The organism is Photobacterium sp. J15, assembly GCF_963870815.1.
Classification (GTDB): Bacteria; Pseudomonadota; Gammaproteobacteria; order Enterobacterales; family Vibrionaceae; genus Photobacterium; species Photobacterium marinum.
Genome location: NZ_CAWMUI010000002.1, coordinates 1,404,340 through 1,427,819 on the forward strand (window position 1 = coordinate 1,404,340; position 23,480 = coordinate 1,427,819).

General features: G+C 46.7%; 22 protein-coding genes. 9 read left to right on the forward strand and 13 right to left on the reverse strand.

Features of this window, described 5'->3' with window-relative positions:
• Positions 1-13: 13 nt before the first annotated feature.
• The 4 genes from sctS (at position 14) to AACQ93_RS23350 (ending at position 4,359) form a co-directional block, all read left to right on the forward strand.
• A complete protein-coding gene (gene sctS, locus AACQ93_RS23335; protein WP_007462667.1) occupies positions 14-280 on the forward strand; it encodes a type III secretion system export apparatus subunit SctS in 267 nt (88 codons plus the stop codon).
• On the forward strand, positions 277-1,053 hold the full coding sequence (sctT, locus tag AACQ93_RS23340) for a type III secretion system export apparatus subunit SctT (RefSeq protein WP_064609278.1): 777 nt from the start codon (positions 277-279) through the stop codon (positions 1,051-1,053). The genes sctS and sctT overlap by 4 nt, the downstream gene beginning before the upstream one ends.
• A complete protein-coding gene (sctU, locus tag AACQ93_RS23345; protein WP_064609280.1) occupies positions 1,050-2,096 on the forward strand; it encodes a type III secretion system export apparatus subunit SctU in 1,047 nt (348 codons plus the stop codon). The genes sctT and sctU overlap by 4 nt, the downstream gene beginning before the upstream one ends.
• A 259-nt stretch (positions 2,097-2,355) precedes the next feature.
• A complete protein-coding gene (locus tag AACQ93_RS23350) occupies positions 2,356-4,359 on the forward strand; it encodes a methyl-accepting chemotaxis protein (protein WP_064609282.1) in 2,004 nt (667 codons plus the stop codon).
• A gap of 294 nt (positions 4,360-4,653) precedes the next feature.
• Here the strand turns inward: AACQ93_RS23350 and AACQ93_RS23355 are convergent, their stop codons facing one another.
• A complete protein-coding gene (locus AACQ93_RS23355; RefSeq protein WP_064609284.1) occupies positions 4,654-5,202 on the reverse strand; it encodes a hypothetical protein in 549 nt (182 codons plus the stop codon).
• Between the two features lie 361 nt (positions 5,203-5,563).
• Between AACQ93_RS23355 and AACQ93_RS23360 the strand changes: the two genes are divergently transcribed.
• The 3 genes from AACQ93_RS23360 to speB all read left to right on the forward strand — a co-directional run bounded on the left by AACQ93_RS23360 (position 5,564) and on the right by speB (position 9,580).
• Entirely contained in the window at positions 5,564-6,466 is a 903-nt protein-coding gene (locus tag AACQ93_RS23360; RefSeq protein WP_064609286.1) for a DMT family transporter, read from the forward strand.
• Positions 6,467-6,742: 276 nt separating this feature from the next.
• A complete protein-coding gene (speA, locus tag AACQ93_RS23365; protein WP_064609288.1) occupies positions 6,743-8,653 on the forward strand; it encodes a biosynthetic arginine decarboxylase in 1,911 nt (636 codons plus the stop codon).
• Positions 8,654-9,580, forward strand: coding sequence for an agmatinase (speB, locus tag AACQ93_RS23370; RefSeq protein ID WP_064609290.1), 927 nt, complete (start codon positions 8,654-8,656; stop codon positions 9,578-9,580).
• 54 nt (positions 9,581-9,634) lie between these two features.
• Here speB and AACQ93_RS23375 read toward each other — a convergent pair whose 3' ends face one another.
• Positions 9,635-11,584: a methyl-accepting chemotaxis protein gene (locus tag AACQ93_RS23375; RefSeq protein WP_157097647.1), complete on the reverse strand. Its 1,950-nt coding sequence runs from the start codon at positions 11,582-11,584 to the stop codon at positions 9,635-9,637.
• Between the two features lie 359 nt (positions 11,585-11,943).
• On the opposite strand from AACQ93_RS23375, the gene AACQ93_RS23380 reads away from it, so the two are divergent.
• Positions 11,944-12,567: an SLATT domain-containing protein gene (locus tag AACQ93_RS23380; protein ID WP_064609293.1), complete on the forward strand. Its 624-nt coding sequence runs from the start codon at positions 11,944-11,946 to the stop codon at positions 12,565-12,567.
• 188 nt (positions 12,568-12,755) lie between these two features.
• Positions 12,756-13,259, forward strand: coding sequence for a peptide deformylase (def, locus tag AACQ93_RS23385; RefSeq protein ID WP_007462676.1), 504 nt, complete (start codon positions 12,756-12,758; stop codon positions 13,257-13,259).
• Positions 13,260-13,322: 63 nt separating this feature from the next.
• Here the strand turns inward: def and AACQ93_RS23390 are convergent, their stop codons facing one another.
• The 11 genes from AACQ93_RS23390 to AACQ93_RS23440 form a co-directional block, all read right to left on the reverse strand.
• The gene (locus AACQ93_RS23390) at positions 13,323-16,106 is read right to left on the reverse strand and encodes a hypothetical protein (protein WP_064609296.1); all 2,784 of its coding nucleotides are present in this window, start codon (positions 16,104-16,106) and stop codon (positions 13,323-13,325) included.
• A gap of 13 nt (positions 16,107-16,119) precedes the next feature.
• Positions 16,120-16,554: a type III secretion system chaperone gene (locus tag AACQ93_RS23395; protein WP_064609298.1), complete on the reverse strand. Its 435-nt coding sequence runs from the start codon at positions 16,552-16,554 to the stop codon at positions 16,120-16,122.
• Between the two features lie 48 nt (positions 16,555-16,602).
• Positions 16,603-17,190, reverse strand: a complete 588-nt coding sequence (locus tag AACQ93_RS23400; protein WP_064609300.1) for an HrpE/YscL family type III secretion apparatus protein — start codon at positions 17,188-17,190, stop codon at positions 16,603-16,605.
• A complete protein-coding gene (locus tag AACQ93_RS23405; RefSeq protein WP_064609302.1) occupies positions 17,157-18,023 on the reverse strand; it encodes a hypothetical protein in 867 nt (288 codons plus the stop codon). The genes AACQ93_RS23400 and AACQ93_RS23405 overlap by 34 nt, the downstream gene beginning before the upstream one ends.
• Entirely contained in the window at positions 18,004-18,855 is an 852-nt protein-coding gene (gene sctJ, locus AACQ93_RS23410; protein WP_198160251.1) for a type III secretion system inner membrane ring lipoprotein SctJ, read from the reverse strand. Before sctJ ends, AACQ93_RS23405 begins: the two co-directional genes overlap by 20 nt.
• The gene (gene sctI, locus AACQ93_RS23415) at positions 18,855-19,190 is read right to left on the reverse strand and encodes a type III secretion system inner rod subunit SctI (protein ID WP_007462687.1); all 336 of its coding nucleotides are present in this window, start codon (positions 19,188-19,190) and stop codon (positions 18,855-18,857) included. Before sctI ends, sctJ begins: the two co-directional genes overlap by 1 nt.
• Positions 19,183-19,566: a hypothetical protein gene (locus AACQ93_RS23420; RefSeq protein ID WP_084419426.1), complete on the reverse strand. Its 384-nt coding sequence runs from the start codon at positions 19,564-19,566 to the stop codon at positions 19,183-19,185. The genes sctI and AACQ93_RS23420 overlap by 8 nt, the downstream gene beginning before the upstream one ends.
• A complete protein-coding gene (locus AACQ93_RS23425) occupies positions 19,566-19,781 on the reverse strand; it encodes an EscF/YscF/HrpA family type III secretion system needle major subunit (RefSeq protein WP_007462690.1) in 216 nt (71 codons plus the stop codon). The genes AACQ93_RS23420 and AACQ93_RS23425 overlap by 1 nt, the downstream gene beginning before the upstream one ends.
• A gap of 271 nt (positions 19,782-20,052) precedes the next feature.
• Positions 20,053-21,246 carry a type III secretion system inner membrane ring subunit SctD gene (gene sctD / locus AACQ93_RS23430; protein WP_064609306.1) on the reverse strand — a complete coding sequence of 398 codons (1,194 nt, stop codon included), beginning with the start codon at positions 21,244-21,246 and terminating at the stop codon, positions 20,053-20,055.
• Position 21,247: 1 nt separating this feature from the next.
• Positions 21,248-22,906: a type III secretion system outer membrane ring subunit SctC gene (gene sctC, locus AACQ93_RS23435; RefSeq protein WP_064609308.1), complete on the reverse strand. Its 1,659-nt coding sequence runs from the start codon at positions 22,904-22,906 to the stop codon at positions 21,248-21,250.
• A complete protein-coding gene (locus AACQ93_RS23440; RefSeq protein WP_157097649.1) occupies positions 22,906-23,397 on the reverse strand; it encodes a hypothetical protein in 492 nt (163 codons plus the stop codon). Before AACQ93_RS23440 ends, sctC begins: the two co-directional genes overlap by 1 nt.
• Between the last annotated feature and the right edge of the window lie 83 nt (positions 23,398-23,480).

Below are 23,480 nucleotides of genomic sequence, written 5' to 3' on the forward strand. Positions count from 1 at the left end.
CATGGAGGAATGAATGGGACAAGCTGAACTGATCGCCATGACAGCACAAGCCATTCAGCTGGTTCTGTTGTTATCACTTCCGCCGATAGTGGCTGCCGCGATGGTCGGAACGCTGGTAGCACTGCTTCAGGCTCTGACGCAAGTGCAAGAACAGACCTTATCTTTCGTGATCAAACTGATCGCCGTGATCATGGTGCTGTTCTTCACCGCTCACTGGCTGGGAAGCCAGCTTTATCAGTACAGCCTTCAGCTTTTTGACAGCCTGCCGGAACTATTATGAACGGCCTTTCTGATCTGCTAATGGCCTTTAGCCTGTGCCTACCGCGCTTCATGATTGCGCTGATCCTGATCCCGGGGTTCGCCAAACAGTTGCTTGGTGGAGCCGTGGTAAGGAACAGCATAGCAGTTGCGCTTGCCCTGCCGCTATTTCCGGGCGTGATCTCGCATTTGGCCGAAATCCAATCAGGAACATTATTGATCGGACTTATCGCCAAAGAAGCGGTTATCGGTCTATTTATCGGCTTTGTCAGTGCCATTCCCTTCTGGGCTATCGAAAGTGCCGGCTTTGTGATTGATAACCAGCGCGGTGCCTCAATGGCGAGTACCTTAAATCCCTTGTCCGGCGATCAGACTTCACCGCTCGGCATCCTGTTCAACCATGCCGGAACCAGCCTGTTTTTCATTACCGGCAGCGTTTTGCTGTGGCTCAGCGCCTTTTATAAGACCTTCTTGCTCTGGCCTGTCACCAGCTTTCCGCCTCAACTTGCATTCAGCTCAGTAACGCTGGTGCTCCAGTGCTTTTCAGAACTAATGGATATCACCTGGCGACTGGCTGCCCCGGCGGTTATCACCATGTTCCTGAGCGAATTCGGTCTTGGCCTGATGAACCGCTTTACGCCACAAATGAACGTCTTCTTTCTGGCCATGCCAATCAAGAGCGGTATCGCCCTCTTTGTGCTCCTGCTATACATCAGCCTGTTTTTCGATGCCTTTATGATCCGCCTGACGGATATCGCAGCTTTTAGTGATCAACTCAGGATGTGGCTGCCATGAGTGAAAAAACCGAAAAACCGACGCCCAAAAAAGTCCGCGATGCCCGTAAAAAAGGCCAGGTTGCGAAGAGTAAGGAAATTCCGTCATTGGCAACCATGCTGGTCACCATCATGTGGCTGGTTATCGACCACAGTCGTCTGATGGTAAAACTTGAAGCCCTGTTTACCTTGCCGACAAGACTGATTGATTTGCCGTTCAGCAAAGCAGCCGAAGTCGCGATGCAGCAGACCCTGACATTGATTATGGAAATGCTCGCGCCTTTTCTCGCGGCGATTGTTTTGACGGGGATTGTTGCCAACATCGGTCAGTTCGGGCCTTTGTTTGCCCCGGAAGCCCTCAAAATCGATATCAATAAACTCAATCCGGTATCCGGCGCTAAAAAGATCTTCTCTACCAAAAACCTGGTGGAGTTCTTCATTTCGCTACTAAAGATTCTGATTCTGGGGCTGATGGTTGCACTGGTTATGCGATTCCATCTGCGCGATGTTCTGTTGTTGCCTTATAACCCGACAGAGGCCCTGCTTCCGGTTGCAGGACAACTTTTCCTGTTGCTTTGCCTGTTCGTGATTTCACCGCTGATTCTGATTGCGCTGCTCGATTTGCTCTACCAACGCTACAACCACGAAAAAGAACTCAAAATGAGCAAAGATGAAGTGAAACGCGAATTTAAAGACAGTGAAGGCAATCCGGAGATCAAAGGCAAGCGAAAAGAGTTTCACCGTGAACTTCAGGCCAACTCCATGCCTAAGCAACTGAAGAAAACATCTGTCGTTGTTGCCAACCCGACCCATCTGGTTGTCGGTCTGCGTTATGACGAAGAAGACTGCAAGATTCCTGCAGTTTCCCTCAAGTACAAAGGCGTTCAAGCAAGAAAACTAAGAAAGCTGGCTGAACAAGAAGGTATTCCGGTACTGGAAAACATTCCACTCGCCCGGGCGTTACATGCCGAAGTTGATCTGTACGACGCCATTCCAGCCCATCTGTTTGAACCGGTTGCTGAAGTCATCAAATGGCTGAAAATGTTGGAAAATAATGAAAAGTAATCAATTTAAATCATTGAGGAGAATCGGCTGTAATCGCGTTGTCGCCAAACACTGCTGTAAAACGCATTTTTCTCATCAAGATATTCCTCCCTGACAGATAGAACATGCATAAAACCATAGGTCACTGGATACTTATGCATTTCATGGTATAGTATTCGGATTATCAATAGATATTTTGATAATTATAAAGGATTTGTGAGAGTCAGCCTTTTCTCTCCACTTCAGCGATTGCTGATACAGTTATATGTGAATTCAGGTTATGTTCTTTAGAAAATTCAGAAAAAGCAAAATTGCTGAAAGGGATATCAATAACAGCTCAGAAGTCATTAAAGTTATTGAGTGTAAATTAAACGAAATCGAATCTAAGCTGACCGCGTTCAAAGAACAGCTTCCCTCTTTTAACACTGTTTTAGTCTTAGGGTATGTGCCAACCCATATTAACCTGAATGAGGTTAACAGAAGCGTTTCACGGCAAATACAAGGAAACGTTATTCTGACATCCACAGCCGGCGAGCTTTCTTCATCACAATCGCCTTTTTACTCTGGCTCACAATCAGACAAAATCGTCCTTCAACTTTTCTCCCAACGACTGATTGCTTTCTCTCAAACCCATTTAATCGAGTTACCTTGCAACGATATTAAACAGGGCAAAATAGAGCTGACAGACTCACAACGCGTTGATCATTTAATTCAGCAACTGAAAAGAATCCACATCAGCAAAAACTTAAACGCTGAAAACATGTTTGCTTTCACTCTGGTGAACGGTTTAACAAACAGTGAAGACTGGCTGATGGAAGCCATTTATGAATCAGCATTGTTCCCGATTCCGTTCGTTGGTGGTTCTTCGGCAGGCAAGCTGGATTTCAAATCAGCCCCTTTCCATGACGGCAAGGCAATACGCAATGAACACGCAATCTTTATTTTCATCGAACTACAGCCTGAATTTGATTATCAGCTGTTTAAAACTCAGAACTTTAAACCGATCAGTGATTCCTGGTTTATTGCCGATTCCTGTTCAGCCACCAGAAAAGTAAAGTCATTCATCAATCCTAAAAATAAAGAACTGACAACACCGACGTCAGCTTTAAGCCAGTATTTCCGCTGTTCACAGGATAAACTGCCAGACGTTTTATCTGACTACACGTTTGCAACCAAAATCGGTGATGATTATTTTATTCGTTCAATATCAGATATTGATTTGAACAGTCAGGAAATCAGCTTTTTCTGTAACACGCCACTGGGTACTGAGTTACACCTGATGAAACGAACCAACTTTGTCGAGCAAACCGAAAAAGACTATACCTCTCTGCGTCGCCGTCATGGTGAGCCTGTCGGTGGAGTATTCTTCGATTGTATTTTGCGCCGCTTGCAAAACAGTCATGCACTTTCCAACTTAACCTGTTTTAACAGCTTTCCGGCAGCCGGATTTTCGACGTTTGGCGAACTGCATGGTGTCAATGTCAACGAAACCCTCAGTGCGATTTTCTTCTACAAAAGGGAAAATCCACAACAGCTGTCTCACGGTTCATTTGCCTTAGATTACAGTAAATACTCTCTGTACAATAAAGAGTTACGCTCTATGGCACAGCGTCTGCTTATTAATATTCAGGACGATATTATTAAGGACAACATGAAGACGATGGATGTAGCAAAAAGCTCAACATCGTTAACAAACGACGCACTGAAGGCGATTGAATCTATCAGCTCAAACTCAATTGAACTGAACAAAGATCTGGGTCAGTTTACCAACCTCGTTCATACACTGGCCAGTGAAGCCAATTCACTGACTGATGATGTCAGCGCCGTGAATGACGATGTTGCCAGCATCAGTGAGATACTGTCGATCATCAACAAGATCGCTGATCAGACTAACCTGTTAGCGCTGAATGCCAGCATTGAGGCAGCACGCGCCGGTGAGTTTGGTCGGGGATTTTCCGTTGTTGCGGATGAGGTACGCGGCCTGGCGAAAAACACTCAGGATTCGCTGCATAACTCCAATGAAAATGTGTCAGGCTTGATCAAACGCATCAAGCAGATTTCAGACGTAATCATTACGCTCTCTGAACAAATGGATTCCACTTCGCAGAAAGTTAAGCTGATACAAGACGCAATGGGCGATATTAATCAAAGTGCGATCGATACTGTGACCTTCCTGAAATCCAGTAATGAAATCACCAATGACCTGCACCAGATCGGTGAAGAAACCATTAAACACGCCACATCAATTTCGATTATGCGTAATCAAATCAATGCAGTGGAATAACCCTGTAACGTTTCACCAGAGTTAAAGAACATCGCTATCCATTTTCGAACCTAAGAATGGATAGCGAACTTTCTTTTCCGGAAGCATTTTATAACATCAGAGCAGCAAGAAGATATTCACGAATCAGTTTTATGACCTTCTTTTATACCTCTATGAATCTCACGAATAACAGTTACGGTCAGTAATGTGTAGAAAAAATAGTCTTTAGTATTTTCATCTAGACCTTGCCATACATAAACAATAGCAAAAACAATAAATCCAACCCCGACAACTGACCCTATTATATGCCTCATGTTAATAAAACCTTGATGAATTCATTGAAGTACGGTTTTCATGTTCTTTCCTGGCTTTTCCAAGCTCCATCTCATTAAAAATCAAGAACCCCCAAATCGCGATAGTAGCCAAGTTCTTTGTACTTATTCCCTTTTTCTTAACAGCTTCTTTTACAAGGTCTTTAATACTCATTCCACTCGCACTAAGACCAATCAAACCCGCAACAAACTGTACTTGCTGATGAGAGGCTATATCTTCCAGCAATTCAGTATTTGATAACGACCATATTCCCCATTGAGGGTTTACAAATGTTGTATCAACAGCCTTCTCAACTAAACTACCAACAAGAGCACGACGCTTTACAGAATGAATAACTCTCATCGCCTTATTACGCTGCAACTGACTTAAATGACGATACATGATTACATAACACATAGCTTGCAATTCAGTTTCGTCGGCATCAGTAAGTAGGTTTCTTGGCACTCCCAAAATCTCAGCAAGAAATTTGACTTGTTCTTTTAATGTTGAGGGCATATTAGGATATGGTAAATCCTTTAAATTAATGGACATTTTATTACCTCATAACTTATTCTTTTGTAGGCATTGTAATTTATAAAATCAAAATTTCTGTTGAACTCATGACATATTCGACATAACACAAATAAAGAATGTAACAACAACTAATACTCTATTTTTCTTTCGAACCATTTCTCCATTTATTAATTGTCGTGCAATGAATCAGCACACTTTAGAACAGTTAAAAGGAAAATTAGTGTAAGGTTTTACCCATCACTTTGTATCAGTACAGACTTGAATCGCCCTCTCAAGAAACAGCGAAGGCTTTCCGGCAACGATTAACTTGAATCTTGCCCCGACAAGAGGATAATCAGCAGCTTATTCTCTCTTGTTGCCTGATATATTTTTAACTTCCATGACCTCAACTTTTAACCAACATATCCCTGTCGGCGTGCGTTTTATGCTGCTCTCGGCGCTGGGGTTCGCTCTGATGACCGCTTGCGTTAAGCTGGTCAGCACCCACGGTATTCCCGTTTTTGAAATCGTCGCCGCACGTGCTTTTGTCTCGCTCGTTATCAGCTACCTGGATGTCAAACGAAAAAGGCTGTCGGTCTGGGGGAACAACCGGAAGTTGTTGTTGCTACGTGGTGTAATTGGAACCTGCGCACTGATGTGCGTCTATTATGCCGTTACCACCCTGCCACTGGCAGAAGCTACCATCTTGCAGTACTTCCACCCGGTATTCACTGCGCTACTCGCCGTGCTATTTCTCAAAGAGCGCATCCAGTTTTCGTCTGTCGTATGCATCGTGCTGTGTATGCTGGGCTTGTATACCATCGTTCAGCCAACCATCAATGTGAATACCCCGGCAGAATTACCGCTATTCAGTGTCATGATTGCCCTGTTTGGTGCCATGGCCAGTTCAGTTGCTTATGTTATCGTCAAAAAGCTAAGCAAAACTGAAGACAGTTCAGTAATCATCTTCTACTTCCCGCTGGTAGCTTTGCCAACCTCGGTGCTGCTTATCGGTGACAGTTTTGTAATGCCGGATCTCTACTTAACCGGATTGCTGATCCTGGTCGGCCTTTTCACTCAGGTCGGACAGCTGGGGCTAACCAAAGCAATGCAAACTCAGGATGCGAGCAAAGCCTCGGCTTACTCCTATGTCCAGATTATCTTCTCGGTCGTCCTCGGTATTATGTTGTTTCAAGAATACCCGGCCTTCGAGACCTATATCGGTGGCGGCTTAATCGTTGCCGGTGCACTAATCAACATGTTTGGTGCCAAATGGTCCGGCAAGAAAGCACGTACTGCTTGATTGACTCTGAATAAGCAAACAAAAGCCCGCTCAAAATAAGCGGGCTTTTCAAATTCATCCCACTTTACCACCTATTATCTGGCTCTCCATTCCACAGAAAAACTCCCAAATAAATCACCACAGACAGCTCCTCGTAAAGCGTATTTTTTTCATCATAACGATGAAATTTCATTGTTGGACTTACGAGCAGTATTCAACGTTAATGCACGCGACATCAGGAATGTCAGGCAGCCCTTTTGAGGGTGTTTATCATCTTTTCCTTGTGAGAAACACGTAATGGAACATTCAGTCGACTTGGATCGTGTGCGTACCGAGTATAACGTAAAGTACTGGAGCCAGAATTTTTATGGTATTGATGAGAAAGGTGAAGTTTATGTTTCACCGCGCAGCAATTGCGCTCATCAAGTTCCCCTGAGCCAGATTGCTCAACAGCTTGAACAACGTAATTTAAGCCTGCCAGCATTGATCCGATTTCCGCAGATCATCCACCAGCGTGTGCATAGTATCTGTGCGGCATTTAATCAGGCTATTGAAGACTACCAGTATGACAACCGCTACCTGTTGGTTTACCCGATAAAAGTTAACCAACAGAAAGACGTCGTGGATGCGATTCTGGCAAGCCAAAAGCAGTTAGAGCACAAACAGTTAGGTCTGGAAGCAGGTAGTAAACCTGAACTGATGGCTGTACTTGCACTGGCTCAGCAAGCCAGTTCGGTCATCGTTTGTAACGGTTACAAGGATAAAGAATATATTCGCCTGGCATTAATTGGTGAAAAGCTCGGCCATCGTGTATTCATCGTACTGGAAAAACTGTCTGAACTTGAATTGGTACTCAATGAAGCAAAAGAGCTTGGTGTAACACCACGGCTTGGTCTGAGGATTCGTCTTGCCTCTCAGGGTGCAGGAAAGTGGCAGGCAAGTGGCGGCGACAAATCCAAGTTCGGACTGTCGGCTTCACAAGTACTGACTGTACTGAAACGCCTGGAAGAGGAAAAACAGCTTGATGTGCTGCAACTTGTTCATTTCCACCTGGGTTCACAGCTGGCAAACATTCGCGATGTGCGCAATGGTGTAAGTGAAGCGGCTCGCTTCTACTGTGAACTTCGTGATATCGGCGCTCAGATTCAATACATGGATGTGGGCGGTGGTCTGGCTGTAGATTACGACGGAACCCGAAGCCAGTCCCATAACTCGATGAATTACAGCCTGGCTGAATATGCCCGGAATATTGTGATGACAATCGGTGATGTCTGCCGGGAATACTCGCAGCCAATGCCGACCATTATTTCAGAATCAGGCCGATCAATCACAGCTCACCACGCAGTGTTGGTTACCAACGTAATTGGCAATGAAGCATACCGGCCTGAAGACATTTCAGCGCCTGACAGTGAAGCCCCGCTGCTGCTTCATAACATGTGGCGTAACTGGCAATTGCTGGAAGAGAAAAACGACGACAGAGCACTGATTGAGATTTATAACGATACCCAGAGCGACCTGGCTGAAGCCCATAACCAATTCGCCACCGGTGTGCTCAATCTCCATCAACGAGCATGGGCAGAACAACTGGCACTAAGGATCAGTTACGAACTGAATTTACAAATGAACACCAGAAACCGCTTCCACCGTCCGATTCTGGATGAATTGAGTGAGAGACTGGCTGATAAGTTCTTCGTTAACTTCTCATTGTTCCAGTCTCTGCCGGATGTCTGGGGTATTGATCAGGTTTTCCCTGTTCTGCCATTGAGCGGTTTGGGTCAATCGACTGAGCGAAGGGCGGTAATGCTGGATATTACCTGTGACTCAGACGGTGCGATTGAACAGTATGTAGAAGGACAAGGGATTGAAAACTCACTACCAGTTCCGCCATGGCGCAGTGATAAGCCGTATCTGGTTGGCTTTTTCCTGGTCGGCGCCTATCAGGAAATACTGGGAGGCATGCATAACCTTTTTGGTGATACTCACAGCGTTGTTGTTAATGTTGATGAGTCAGGGGCAGCCAATATTGAATCTGTAAGTGAAGGTGACGCAGTGAAAGACATGATGCGTTACGTTCACCTTGATGTGGATGCAATCAGAGAAAACTATAAGCAACTGGTAAGCAGTCAAGTTGCGGAACATGAACAGCAAAATGTGCTTGATGAACTTGAGCAGGGTTTGGCCGGATATACTTATCTGGAGGGATTTTAAGTGCAAGATCTATTCTCAAAGACAGATTATTCGCTCTATTCCAATGCGATGACCTTTCTGCGCCGTCCTCTGGTCTCTAATCCGCTGGACTCAGAGGCTGATGTCGTCGTGCTGGGCGTGCCACTGGATTTGGCAACGTCAGGGCGTTCCGGTGCCAGAATGGGGCCGGACGCTATCCGAAGAGCCTCGGTGAACCTGGCATGGGAAGGCAAAAAATATCCATGGGAATATAACCTGTTTGAGCGCAGAACAGTGGTTGATGCCGGGGATCTGGTATTTGACTTGGGCGATGCCGAAGATCTGACAACCCGGCTTGAAGCAGCAGTAAGCGCAATCATCAATCAGGGGAAAACCACTCTCTGTTTTGGCGGGGATCATTTCATTACGTTGCCGATACTGAGAGCCCATGCAAAACATTACGGTAAAATGGCACTGGTTCACTTTGATGCCCATACCGATACTTACAGCAACGGCAGCCGGTATGATCACGGCACTATGTTCTACCACGCTCCTAATGAGGGGCTGGTATCGGCTGATCATTCTGTGCAAGTGGGTATCCGTACTGAATATGACGTTCCTGACCATCGCTTCAATGTTATTGATGCCATGCAGGCAAATGACATGTCCGCAGAAGAGATTGCGGCACAAATCAGGCAAACCGTGGGCAACCGTCCTGTGTACCTGACTTTTGACATTGATTGTCTGGATCCTGCTTATGCCCCGGGAACTGGCACTCCGGTTTGTGGCGGATTGACCAGTGACAAAGTGCTTAAGATCATTCGACAGTTGCAGGGAATTAATGTCGTGGGCATGGATGTTGTGGAAGTTGCGCCAGCTTATGATCACGGAGAGATAACTGCGCTGGCTGCGGCAACGATCGCTTATGAATTGTTGTATCTGTGGTCGGAAAACCCGTATTTGAAATAAAAAAACAGGGCTGCAAATATTGCAGCCCTGTTTATTCACAAAATAATAAGAGCGTTAAACCTTAAAACGCTGAATCAGCAATTGAAGAGCTTCACCCAGTTTAGCCAACTCCGCACTTGAAGCTGATGTCTGCTCAGAAGCTGCGGCGGTTTGGTCTGCCACTTCCTGAATCGCATTCACACGAATATTCACATCTTCCGCCACACTGCTCTGCTCACGGGAAGCAGTCGCAATCTGCATATTCATATCATTGATAGTGCTTGATTCTTTGGTAATAACGTCAAGAGATACGTTCACCTGCTCGGCCATATTAACCATCTGCTGAACCTGTGTCTGGCTGCTTTGCATCTCATCAACAGCACTTACCGTACCCGACTTCAGGGTGTTAATCATGGTTTCAATTTCAACCGTCGAATCCTGAGTCTTCTGCGCCAATGAGCGAACTTCATCTGCAACGACAGCGAAACCACGCCCTTGTTCACCAGCTCGGGCCGCTTCAATTGCTGCATTCAGTGCCAGCAGGTTAGTCTGATCAGCGATGCTCTTAATCACATCCAATACAGAGGCGATCTCTTCGCTGTTAGCACGAACCTGATCGATGGCCTGAGCAGACTGCTCAACATTATCGGCCAGCGTGCGCATACCCTGCACAGTATCAGCAACCAGACGACTACCCTTCTGAGTCTCCTCATAGGCCTGTTTTACCGCGTCTGACGTCATGTCTGCACGATTAGCTACATCTTGCGTAGTCGCATTCATCTCAGTCATCGCCGTAGCCACCTGCTCGATATCACCGCGCTGAGCATTGACACCTGCACTCGTCTGGGTAGTTACTGCCGACAGCTCTTCAGAGGCAGTCGCAATCTGGTTGATACTGTCAGACAAGCCAGCCAGAATTTCACGCAGTGACAGCACCATCGTCTGCATTGCAGCAAACAGCTCGCCAATTTCATCTTTACGGTCATTTTTAACATCGACTGTCAGATCGCCATCAGAAATACGCTGAGTGATACCTACCGCTTCCTGCAACGGAAGTGCAATCTGGCGGGTAATCAAAACACTAACCGCGACACCGGCAATAATCGCCAGCAGCGCCAAAGCTGAGTTAATGGTTTCTACCTTGCTGATATCTTCAGCCAAATGCTTTTTCTGAACGCTGCGAGCTTCGTTAAGCAGGTCTTCAGCTTTACGAGCCTGAACCAACATGTTCTCGTTAGCCTGCTCCATTTTTTGTTGCGTTGCCAGATAATTAGTGAACGCCTGCTGATACTGGCTGATCGCTGATGTCACTGAGTCAACTCTCTGATCGCCAGAAGCTGAGTGACTTTGCGCTTTCACGTCAGCCATCAGTTGATTCATGTTGCGAATATGCTTCTTAACTGCATCGGCATACTTCTCATCCAGAGACAGAATATAGTTCTTCTCCGCTCTTCGAGCCTCAAGCATCCACTTGATCATGCGGTTAGCGGCATCAGCGATCTCAACAGCCTGGCGAACCTCATCAGCACTCGCATTTGCATTCAGCAAAGTCTCAAAGGACGCTTTCTGATCAATTCGAATCTCTGTCAGCAAAGTATCCACATCCCGAGCCTGCTTGCGCATTTCTCTTGATGCTTCATTCGCCTGCTTTTTCAGCACAATAAATTGCTTAAATTCCTGATGATAAGTGCGGGTAACGTCATCTACTTGATCAAGAGTCAACAATTCCTGCTGATTGTCGATCCCTTTTTTCGTCTTTACTACTAACGCATTGATATCGTTTACTGCAGAATCTACACCATTTGCAGATTCTACCGTCTCACGTAATACATAGTTTTTTTCATTGATCCGAGCTTCTTTGATCAACTTCACCATACGGTTAACATCATCTGCGATGCTGACATCTTCACTTAAGGTCGAAAAACCCATCAAGCCATTTAAGGCAACAAAAGCCGTCAGCAGCAGTACCGAGCCAAAACCTATGGTTAATTTGGCTCCTACTTTTAAATTTCTGAAATTAAACATTTTCACCTGGTTATTATTTGTAAATTTCCCAGACACTCCTTGCCTAAATATCCGTACAAAACCCGCAATTGTTTCTTTATTATAAATAGCGACCAAAGCGCACAAAAATATAGAAAACACGACTCAAAAACAAACAAAAGAAACATTTAGATACAAGTTCCCATTAAAAAATATCAACACCGTATAAATTAAACTCAAATCATTCACTGTGCATCATCAGTATATAAATCAAGTTTTATTAAATTAAATGCGTATATGATTTATGAGAATTTAGTTTCTTATATTTGACCTCATACATTCCTACCTCTGAACTAAGCTATATTTTATTCATCCCAATCATTTCCATTAAGTGCGTGAAAATGAGCCTGAAAGAGAACCTGATAAAAGAGATAACCGATACTAAAGAGAGGATGCTGATGGCCGCTTACAGCCATCATGCCCGCTATCGTCACTGGCACAGAGTTAACCTGATCCTTAATATCACCATTGGTATTTTGGGTGGTGTCACTGGCGGAAGCCTGCTGGCACAGAACGGCTTTATCACGGGGTTTATCGCTTTTATTGTCGCAATTCTTGCTTCCATTGCCGCTATTATGGAGCCGGCCAAGCATGCTGAATCAAGCAAAACTGCTTATAAGATGCTGAAAGTCTTATCTGGGAAACTGGATGCTTTACGCGATGTACACTTAATCCAAATTACTGATGACGATAAAGAAGAGTTATTCAGAATTACAGACCAGTTCCTTAATATAAGGGAAGCACGAGATAAGTTATTGGAAGATGCTCCAGTTCCCAGCCCTGATGATTTGGAAAAAGGGCGCGAGCGATATAAATTATTCGAGTCAGATATAGCAGACTTTCCTGTTCCGCTTTTTCACGGTAATGAAGGTGGTCAGCAATTAACAGCAAAACCAGAACAAAATAAAGAAGAAGTAAAACAACAAAATAAAGCCACTGATAACAAGCAAAAAACGGGTAATTAAATAAAGCCTCTTCTGAGGCCTTATTTAACTTATATATTCAAGTCAGAACAACTAGGCTATCACACGGTATATTATATCCAGTGTCCTCGTTTTCTTATCTTCACTGATAACGTCATCGACTGGTATCAATTGCGGAATTAATGTATTTTGTTTGCTAATTTTAATTCACTACGACAAGGCAAGGTGACATGGCAGTATTAGATATACTTACCATTCCAAACCCAAAACTTAAGGTTCAAGCGACTGAAGTTAAAGACATTAGTGCCGTACAAACACTGATTGATGATATGCTGGATACTATGTACCACACTGACAACGGTATCGGCCTTGCTGCTCCGCAGGTTGGTCGCTCTGAAGCTATCGTCGTTATTGATATCTCACCAGAAAGAAACGATCCACTCATTTTGATTAACCCTGAAATCGTCAGCGGCGAAAATCCGGTTTCCGGCCAGGAAGGCTGTTTGTCTGTTCCCGGTTATTACGCAGATGTTGAGCGATTTGAAAAAGTTACAATCTCCGCCATGGATCGTGAGGGTAACAAATTCGAAATTGAGCGTGATGATTTTCTTGCTATTGCAATGCAGCATGAAATTGACCACCTCAAAGGCAAACTGTTTATTGACTACTTGTCGCCGTTAAAAAGACAAATGGCGCTAAAAAAAGTGAAGAAGCATATTAAATCTGCCGCCTGATTTTCCGCTTCATCGAATTGTCACGGCCAGTAACTTACTGGCCGGACAAACTCTCAGACTCGCTTATCTATCATTATATTTGGGATATAACCGTTCCTGACTCTCGTCCTTATATGCTTGATATTCAGACTTGAAATATGCATTAAGCGCATCCATTGCTTGTTCAAAGTGCTCTGGCGTTTTTGCTTCATGATACTGAGCGGCTTTTTCCTGCAACAGTGCTTTTAGTTCATTACCATTTGGTATTTCCTGTGCTCGCTTATCCAGCTCCTTAGCAAGGTTTGAGGAATGGTCATTAACCCTGTCAAAAATGTTCCCCAGCCCTGAATGATGGTTTGCTGTGTACTGCTCCCACAACTGTGTCTGTTGGCCATTCTGCCAACCGTTATATTTGGTTTGCAGGTAAGAAAGCGTGTTGTCACCAATCCACTCAGCAAGATGATCATTACCACTAATAGAGACACCACCACCAGCAGTTACAACCCCGGCGGTGACTGAACCGCTTGCGCCTAACGACGTTGAATCTGTCGCCCGAACATATTGCAAGTGGTACTTACCGTCTTCTCCGCGAACAAAATTCCCTTCAAATTGGGTACTAATGCCCAGAGAGCCACTGACACTTAACTCGTCCAGCCCCGCGATTTCCTGATAGCTCAGGTTGTTATTACTGAGATACTTGCCTATTCCTTCTTTAAACAAGCCTTTAATTGCCGTTGCCCTGTCCGTCATTGCCGGAATATCAGCCTTAATTGCAACATTAAGGTAATCGCCATCATTATCAGGATTAATATGCCCCTCAATCTTGTTATAACGTACCGTTATCCCGACCTCTTTCTTGCCCACCAGCGGTATATCCAGCTTTGCAGAAAAAGATTTACTGGCTTGTTTATCCGTACTCTGTGCGCCGGATGTCAACGTCAGGTTCTTATCGATATGTTTTTTCTGCTCCAGGTTCAACTGCGGCGTGGAATAGTCATCAACGACACTAGTTAGATACTCATTAAACGGCGCTTCCTGTGGGATAAGATGCGGCACATCACCATTTACGAAACTGGCCATATAAGCCTGATTTAACTTCGCATGAGTACACATCACGGCTCGCAGGTACTCACCTCGGCCTTCCGCACCTCGATTGCCTTCAAAAGCATGTTTCACCCGCGCTAAATCACTCTTAAGAGTATGGCTTTCCTTGTCCTGACGAGCGGCATCATAACGGTTAACCACATCCAGATACGCATCGTACTCTTGCTTAAGTGTGACTATCACATTCTTCAGTTCATTACGCTTTGCTGCGAGCTGATCCATGTACATCTCACCGGTTGAAGCATCCTGCCCTAGCGGGTCTTCGGCATGTTTCTTTGCCAAGAATTCCAATTCCTGCTGAATCTTTTCTATCCACTGTTTACCTTTATTTCCAGCCAGTGTTGTGCGCTGCCCCAAAGCCTCACTCGCATTTGAAGCCATATAGGGTTCAGGAACAGAAACAGAGAAAAACTTGTCGGGACGACTTTCAATTCTGCCTGGTTCTGTCATCAGCACATCCAGCAAATTAGCATGCTTAGTGAAAGTCGTATTGGTTATCGAACTTTGTGCTCCGGTAGTGATACCAGCAAACTCTGCCAGCGTCGCTTCAATCGATACATTGCCATCAAGGCTGATACTCTTAGCCTCTATCGGCGTCGGTGCATGCTTAGGTATGACTTGAATTTTCTCTCCCGGAGACAGCAGCCCCTGATGTATAAGCTGTTTAGCCAGTTCAGGACGGTGGCTAATCACTTCACGCATCTGAGCATCAGCCTGACGGACTTGCCTGATCCCTTTTATATTCGCCAGTTTATTCACCCCGTCACCGGCAAGGGAAACCAACATATCGTTGGCATGATAATCAATAAAGCCATCAAGATTAGAGAAAGCCTGTGTTTTACCTACCCCCAGACTGCCTTTTAAAGCCACACTCAGTTTCGATTTATCGTCTGCTTCGGGACCGGCGGAAAAACCAAGCTCCAGCGTACCTTTATGGCTGGCTCGAATCCGGGTGTCGTCATTGCCAGTGACCTTAACATCATACTTAAGCCCAACGGTCGCCGAGCCAGCCTTAATACCCAGCAACCCCAGCGCACCACCGATATTAAATGAGAATGAAGCCGCTCTTTCTGACCCGCCTTTCGTCAGCGGTTGCATTTGCTCCCGGAGGCTTTGTTTAAACTCATCGCGGAGTTTCTCCATCCCTCCGCTACGAACCTGTTCAGCGAGAAGGCGAACTGACACCGTCTGAGCCTGATCCTTGGGCATGGCATCAGCCAGTTCACTCAAACGTTCATAAGCACTACTGTAAGTTTTTGCGTCTGAATTAACATCAAGCTTGCGCAGCGCATATAGCGCATCTCCCATTTTCTCTTTTACATCCGCGGAAAATGGTTGCTGTTCAAGATGAGCCAAGGCTTTGCTCATTAAATTTAAATCACCGACAGAGTAAGTTTTCCCTAACAAGGTATCTGCTGTCAGTTGAAGCCGCTCTTTGGGTCCATCATACGTTTCAAGCTGCCCGGCGGCTGCCATAATCTGCTTAAACGCTTTATCATCCAGCGGCTCTTTCTGCTGCTGAATGAATGGTGTTGCCATCAGCAAATCTCGGGTCATCTGAGGCAGATGGTTGAAGTGTTCTAAGTGCGATCCCGATAATACTCGTGTAGCGGTATCGTTGGTGGAAGGTATTTCAATTGAGGGCAACTCAGTCGCGTTTGCCGGAGGTAATAATCCAGCGCTTTGAACGGAAGACGAATGATTATCTGATAGCTGAGTTCGGTTCAGAGTCTGGGTGTAGCCGGTATTAATTCCATTAACCATGGTGATCTCCTTATCATACGAAAAATGCGCCGGCGAGCTGAGCAACGGTTAACTCGTTGTCGGTCGATATTCCATCATCGCTTTCGCTACCTGAAAGCTGCTCAGCCCAATAAGCAGCAGCCTGAACAAATCTGTCGTACATTGCCTGCCAGTGCGGTGCCATTGCCTCGTTTAGCGTTACGGCAAGCAAAACCCGGTTTTCCTCAAAAACAGAGAGGGTTGCACCATTAGTCTGCTGCCACATGCAGTTCGCCTTTAACAGTTCCATTGGCGGCGTTTCGCCAATCCAGCCAACTTCGCTGTATAACACCACTTCGGAACGTCGGTAATAGAAATTAGTGACCAGCGAATAAACCTGCAGTTGCAGTGACGCCGCATCATTTTCGTCAAATTCCAGCATCACACCAGTGACATCGGAAAGCGCTTGTTGCCATGCTTCTTTGTTCATATTTCCCTCTTCTATTGTCGTTATTGTGTTTTTCTTTTTCGCTGACGTTTACTGACCGGAAGAGTCAGTCAGTAAACGCGCTTCAAGCTGTTGTTCCAGGTGTGTCATTGAAGCCACAATCAGGGTGTCGCCCAGCTCGACCTCACAGGCCAGAAGCTGATTGCTACTCACTTCACACTGAAGATCCGGAAACGCACTGCTTATTAACGACAGACAGGACTCCGGAACCCGAACGATCAGATTCTGCCTTTCACGTACATTACGCAGGGCATGAGAAACCAAAGCCTGAACTTTTTGCTCGTCCGGCGTCTGTTCAAGTAGTGCCTGCATTCCATCTCTGACAATGCCGGACAATGATGACTCAAGGCTGTTCATCATTTCCTGCCAGCGCTGCCTGTGTTGCTGCTCCAGCTCAAGAAGGTTCAGCGCCTTTTGGGCCTCTGCTTCGCTACGGGCCTTTTTCAATAAGGCATCGGCCTGCTCCCTGGCCTTAGCTTCAATGGCCTGCGCCGAGATATTCGCCTGCTCTACTATTTCCTTTGCCTGCCTGCGGCATCCCAGCTCATTCGCCGTAACAATCTTCTGTCCATGCATTCCTGCACTTATTGCAGACTCTGCTTCAACCACTCGAACCATTCGGGATATTTCCTTTCAAGACAAAACATTAAACTCGGTGATACTGTCGCGCCCTGAACAAGTTGCATCTCTGACCCATTCGGAACTGCCGTTGAAAACGCTATTTGTCGCCCCTTGCCTGAACTTGCGGTATCAGCTTTAACAGCACACTTCAAAAACATCATTTCCTTCCAAAAGTGAGGCCAGGAGTGGGTAACAGAATGAAGAAGAGAAGAAATCGTACGGGCTTTTTGTTGCGGCCAGTGTGCGGCATTGAGAATCGGGGAGTGGGAGTTATCAGTCATTTCGCTGGTTCGATGTTTTCTGCCGAACTTTACCCCGAGCTTTTTCTGGAACAGCGAGCGAAATGACCTTGAAGACGCGTGAATAACCGGGTTGGGGTTCGCAGGATGAAGTCTTCCATGCGCCATCAGCCATTCATAATCATCCCCCAGCAAGTTCTGAAACGCATCAAGATCAGCGCGGTTGATAATGAGGGAAATAGCGCCGAGGTGATACCAGGCGCACCACAGGGTCAACACATCTTCCAGTACAACCCAGGGCAATAAGCTCCAAAAATATGGCAGGTCATCACCAGAGGCTTGATGAGCGTCAGGCGAACTCTCAGGCAGACAAGCATCAAGTTGAGGCAGGTCTTCCATTAACCGACAGGACTCCAACAGTCCCTGATTCAGCCATGATTGCTGCCTTGCTGAGTAGTTTTGCCAATTTAATTCACCAAGTCCGGCATCATCCAATAGCCTGGAAACCTGTCCGGGGGGAATAACCTGACTGAAATGCAGTACGTGTTTCAGCGAAAGTGTCTGCTTATTGTCACTGGTTTTGAGTAACACGCTCTAACGCCTCCAGTTCCTGCTTATCCTGCCGCCTCTTCTGCCACCAAAGCCCACCGGTAAGCGAAAGCGCTAACAAACACAGCACGGCAATAATGCCGTACAACATCCACGGCGGTGATGCTGCAGCCTCAACATTCAAGGGAGCCAGCACCTGAGATGGTGCAGAAGCGGCGACCATCACCACCTGAACATCGTCATACTTGAGGCCTTCGATACTGCTCTGAACCAGACTTTTGATCTGCGGGATCAACTGATTCACATCGGTATTCTGAGCATACTTAATAAAGACCGCTGCCGAGGATGGCTGTGTTTCCTGTCCCCTTTCAGTTTCGGGCATCACCAAATGTACCCTCGCGCTGATCACACCATCAATCTGGTTTAGTGTTTCAGCTAGTGCCTGAGAAAGGGCGTAGACGAAACGGGCTTTTTCCTGAGTCGGTGTTGCTACAAGACCGTCCTGAGGAAACAGGTCTTCCACAGTTGCAAACTGCTGACGGGGAAAACCTTTTTGTTTTAACAGCTCAACCGCATAAGCAAACTGGGACTTCTCTACCCTGAGGCTGATAGTGCCGGTGCTTGCCCCCATTTTTTCACCATCCACCCCGTTATTAAGCAACAATGCCAGCATCTGATTCGCATCAGATTCAGATAAGTTGGAATAGAGGTTTTCCTTACAGCCAGTCAGGCACAAGAATACAGATAGCAGCAATACCTGACCGGTCTTGATCTTGAAAAGCTTGTTCAGAGAAAGCAGGAAGCGACAGAATTCAAATCCGGACAAGTTCTCAAAATAAAACGGGCGAAATAAACGAGAAAAAACAAACATCATCATTGGCTCTTAAGCAAGGTATCAACATTCTGACTCGACTTACTCACCGAGCGGGCAAGGGTTTCTTCCACCAGTACCAGGCGGGAAAGATCCATTTGCACCTGGATCAGATCCTGAAGTGACATTTCCGGATTATCATTAAGACGGGCCTGAATCTGCTCCGCCTGAGCATCCAGATCCGTTCTGATATTTTGGATCCCTTCAACCATCGCCTCTCCCATCGGCTGAGTACTTTGTTCCAGCTGATGTGTAAACAACTGCTCCAGGTTGACACTGGAAACACTCTGCTGCGGCAAAACAAATGACGACTGGATTGGTCCTATAGCATCAACCATGGTTTATCTCCCTGGAAAGTTGTTCGCCAAGCGGTATAAGGCTTTCCGGTATCACCTGGCCGGAATTGAGTAATGTCGTCCCTGCCGCAAAGTTCTCACCATTCAATAGCTGAGCAAGCGCTATAAACACCTGCCCCTCGTTACAACCTTGTTGAGCCAGTAAAGTCACCGCCTGACGGTGTTCATTTACCTGGCACAGACACAGTGCACGAATGATCGTGGCAACGTTACGCTGGTAGCTTTTTTGCTTCGGGTCATTCGGCACAAGTTCACAGTCGTCGTCCTCGTTCTCAAGGAGCGGAGCAAGCAGGCATTCCGCATCGGCAAACCTTGCCTGACCGCCGAGATACAGAGCCAAATCCGCCAGTCCGCGCACTACATCTTCTGAATAATGCCCTGTAACGCATCCCTGACGGATTTGATCGTGGCACTTTGCAGACCCATCACCATGGACCACTCGCTCACCAGTTTCTGGAACTGCAATAAATCCTCTGGCCGGCGCGGGTCCATTTCGGTCGAAAAGCGGGTCAGCTCCGCATCCTTGGCTTCCATAACTTTGCCAAGCCCCTGATTGATGGTGTCGAAATTCATTGTCACTCATTCCTTGTCTTGCGCTTTTTTGTCTTGAATCGCTTGGTACGAATAAATCTTGCCCGGCGATAACTTGTTTGTTGCCTTGGAATTGTTCAGACGCCCTTTGCTTCAATAAAGTGTCAACAGCTAGAGACAACGCCTGATGCCAGCGAGTCATCTGTGCAAATTTTGCAGGAGGCAAAGGACGGGATAACTGGCTTTCGGCGTAAACCAATGCTTGTTCAAACCGGGAAAAGTGCTGCATAACAGCAGAAATATCTGTCAACATTTAACCTCCTGTCGGTAACCACCACTGCTTGCCCTGACGGGCAATGGCGATCCCTTCTGCTGTAATTTCCCGAATGACATAACCGTCACCGATAACGGCATTGGTCAGGTATTTCTGACCGTCCGACATCACCACATAAGGCGTCCGGCTTAAACTGACTGCCCGTATCGACGGCAGTTTACTGTCCGGCAATAAAAACGCCTGATAAGTAACAGGTAACTGCTTGCCAAACAGATCAGAAGCTTGCTTTAACATGACTGAAAGACGTGTCTTCCCCTCATCATCCAGCTTACCGGTCAGGTATATGTGGCCGTCAGTTTCAGCAACCATAAGCCGATTAAAGCGATGCTTTGAAAGCCCCTGTTGCAGCCAGCTGATCAGTTCTGAAGTTCGAACCGTCTGCCACTCAATCCGGCGCAGGCCGGGAACATCAGCAAGCAAAGACTCACTTAATAACTTATTGTCAAAACTGTCTTTCAATACCCCGCGGATATGCCCTACTCCACGGGTATCAACCTCGACATCCAGTTGGGCCAAGCCGTGCTCACCAAGCCAGGTCATGACAGCACCAAGTACGCTGTCTGTCCGGTAAACCCGCCACTCAATCGGCTGTCCGGATTCTGTCAGCGATTCCTGCAATTCCTGTAAACTCGGTTTATCTTTGACATAGCCGGATAAGACCCAGCGATCATTCAACGGCTTGAGTTCTACCGTGTCATACTCAAGTCCTGCCAACAGTTGTTCCGCCGTCGGACGCTTAGTGCGGGAATACTTAGAAGACATCACCAAGGATGCCGACAAGCTGCCCATTACCAATACGCCGGACAGTGCCAGCCCCAACCACGGAACACGCCGCTGTCGGATTGTCGGCACACTCAAAACCGGCCAAAGCTCTTCCGCCGGGCCAATCGCAAATGCCACACCGCAAACCTGAATCACCTGATAAGGCTTAATTCGTGCCAGACTCGCTTTCTGTCGTTTACCATCCAGATACCAGGATTGATCTACCAGCAGTCTCATCACCTGGTTTTCATCTGTCAGTGTCAACTGGCACACCACTGGCGCAAAACCGCAATCAGACAGCACACAGTCAGCCTGACTGCGGTCAGCCCCCAGTAAAATACCGGTCTGTTCGGTTGTCATCTCAGCACCGGAATGACTGCCGGAGAGTATTTTCAGTTTCCATATCGTCATGTCAGTTACCTGCCAATTTACGCTGGCCAGACAGAGTGAATGCGCGCTGCAATGCATCAATTTCGGCGATATAAGTCATCGCTCTTCTGCTTTGAAGGTGCATGTCAGCAAGCTCGGTCTCGGGAACCAGAGCAAGTTCAGGATATTGCTGTCTGGCCTCAGCCATATTGTTTAAGCCGGGAGCCAGGACTTTCGGGCGGATCAGGAACAATCGCACCATACGGCTGGTCATATTCTTCTCTTTACTGAACAGCGCACCGATTACAGGCATATCCCCCAGAACCGGAACCTTGTCTGTTCCCTTGGTTTGTGAATCAACAAAATAGCCGCCAATCAACAGGCTTTCGCCTTTTCGCACCATGGCTTCGGTTTTGATAAAGCTGGATTTAACTGTCGGCAGATCATCCACCCGCTCTTCGGTGGTTTTTCCGTCGGTGATCTGAATATCAAGCTTCACCACTTCGCCGCTGCGATCCGGAATCACCCTTGGTGTCACAGTCAATCGTGTTCCGGCAGTGAGCGGCACCAGCTGTGCATCTTCTTTCGCTGTCACACGGGCATAAAAGGTTTCACTGTTATCCAGCACTGCTTCGGTGTTCTCCTGAGTCAGCAACGACGGACGGGAAAGCAATTGCGCCCTATTCTCGCTTTCAAGTGCTTTAATCCGAAACAAAAGCGAGGAGATATTGGAACCAAGAATGGTGGAAATATTCAGTCCGTCACCCAGCACGCCGCTGATCACCCCATCCTGAACATTAACGTTCCCGAAAGAGCCGTTAATGCCCCAATCGATACCAAACTCCTCCAACGCATCTTCTTTGATATCGATGATGGTGACGCCGATTTCCACCTGCTTCAGCGCCCGATCCATGGCTCGGATCATCCTGATATACCTATCGATATTGGCTTGAGTATCCCGCAGCAACACCGCATTACGGCTGGCGTCAGCTTCAATCCGCCCCACTGCATCCTGTGCGTCATAGCCCATCAGTTTTCTCAGTGTGGTCGCCACGCCAGGCACCGCCTTTCCGTCCCCCACTTGGCGATCATCAGCCCAGGCGAAATAGAGCGGAACCACAAACGTTTTCATCTCTTCTGCTTGTTTCACCTTCGCCTGCTCATCCAGGCCGATAGCAATCTGCTGTGCAATATCAACAAAACGGGGAGGGCCGGACACCAGCAGTAAGCCTTTATCCTGCAAAGCACGCCAGCCAAAACGGTTCAGATCGAGGCCGATTTGATCCATCCCTTTTTTCAGCACCATCGGCGACAAGCGCTTAAGGCTCAGCACCTTAGTCTGCATTTCGCTCCCGCAGTTGAAATAGACTGTATTGCCATAGCGAAACCAGATAAATCCGTAAGCGGCCTGAAGCTGACTCAAAAAATGGTTCGCCGTTTTTGCGGAAACCTGGCCATTAAACTTGTCCGTAATACACTCACTGATCACGGCAGACAGGCCATAATTTGCAGCAAAGCCTTTCAGGACATCAGCCAGTGGCTCGTTCTGACCAAGATGCTGATATCCGCCTCTCGGGAGTGACTGAGCACACACAGAACTGGCTGATGCCGAATAAAACACGCAAGTGGCCAACAAAATCAGCAAAACCGTACATAAGCGGCGCAGCACACCGGGCAATACATCAAACAAGCTCTGTAACATCAAACAAACACCATATGACTGCGCAATACTGATTCAGCAAACAGCGGCCGAATTTCCGAGGAACCCGCTGATAATTGCAGTTGTGCCCGCATAACCTCAGCAGCCCAGACAACTTGTTCAATAGCCAATTCAAGATCCCACTCACCACCTGCATCTGAGAACAGGCGGCGTAACAGCACAAGCTGATTATTTTCGGCAACTAATTCAACCTGAGTTTGATGTGCAACCAGTGCCATTTTTTGCAGGATGCCAAGCATTACCTGATTTAGCTGCTCCGGATGCTCTTGCAGTGGCGATAACGTAACGACAGGAACCACTACTTTTGCCTCATCTGAAAAAACTTGTACCAATACGTTGTCGACCAGCAATACCTCGACATCATCAAGGGACTGAGTCGCAACCTGATACTTTGCAGAGAAGTTTTTAAGCTGTGCTGCCAACGTCATCACTATTGATTCCACACCTGATTTATCGGGTAACCATTGCAACATTACGCAGCAGGCAAATCCTCAAAAAAGGCTCAAATAAGTTGGAATCATGTTTTGCCAACGGTTCAAAATTATTTACCAAGCAA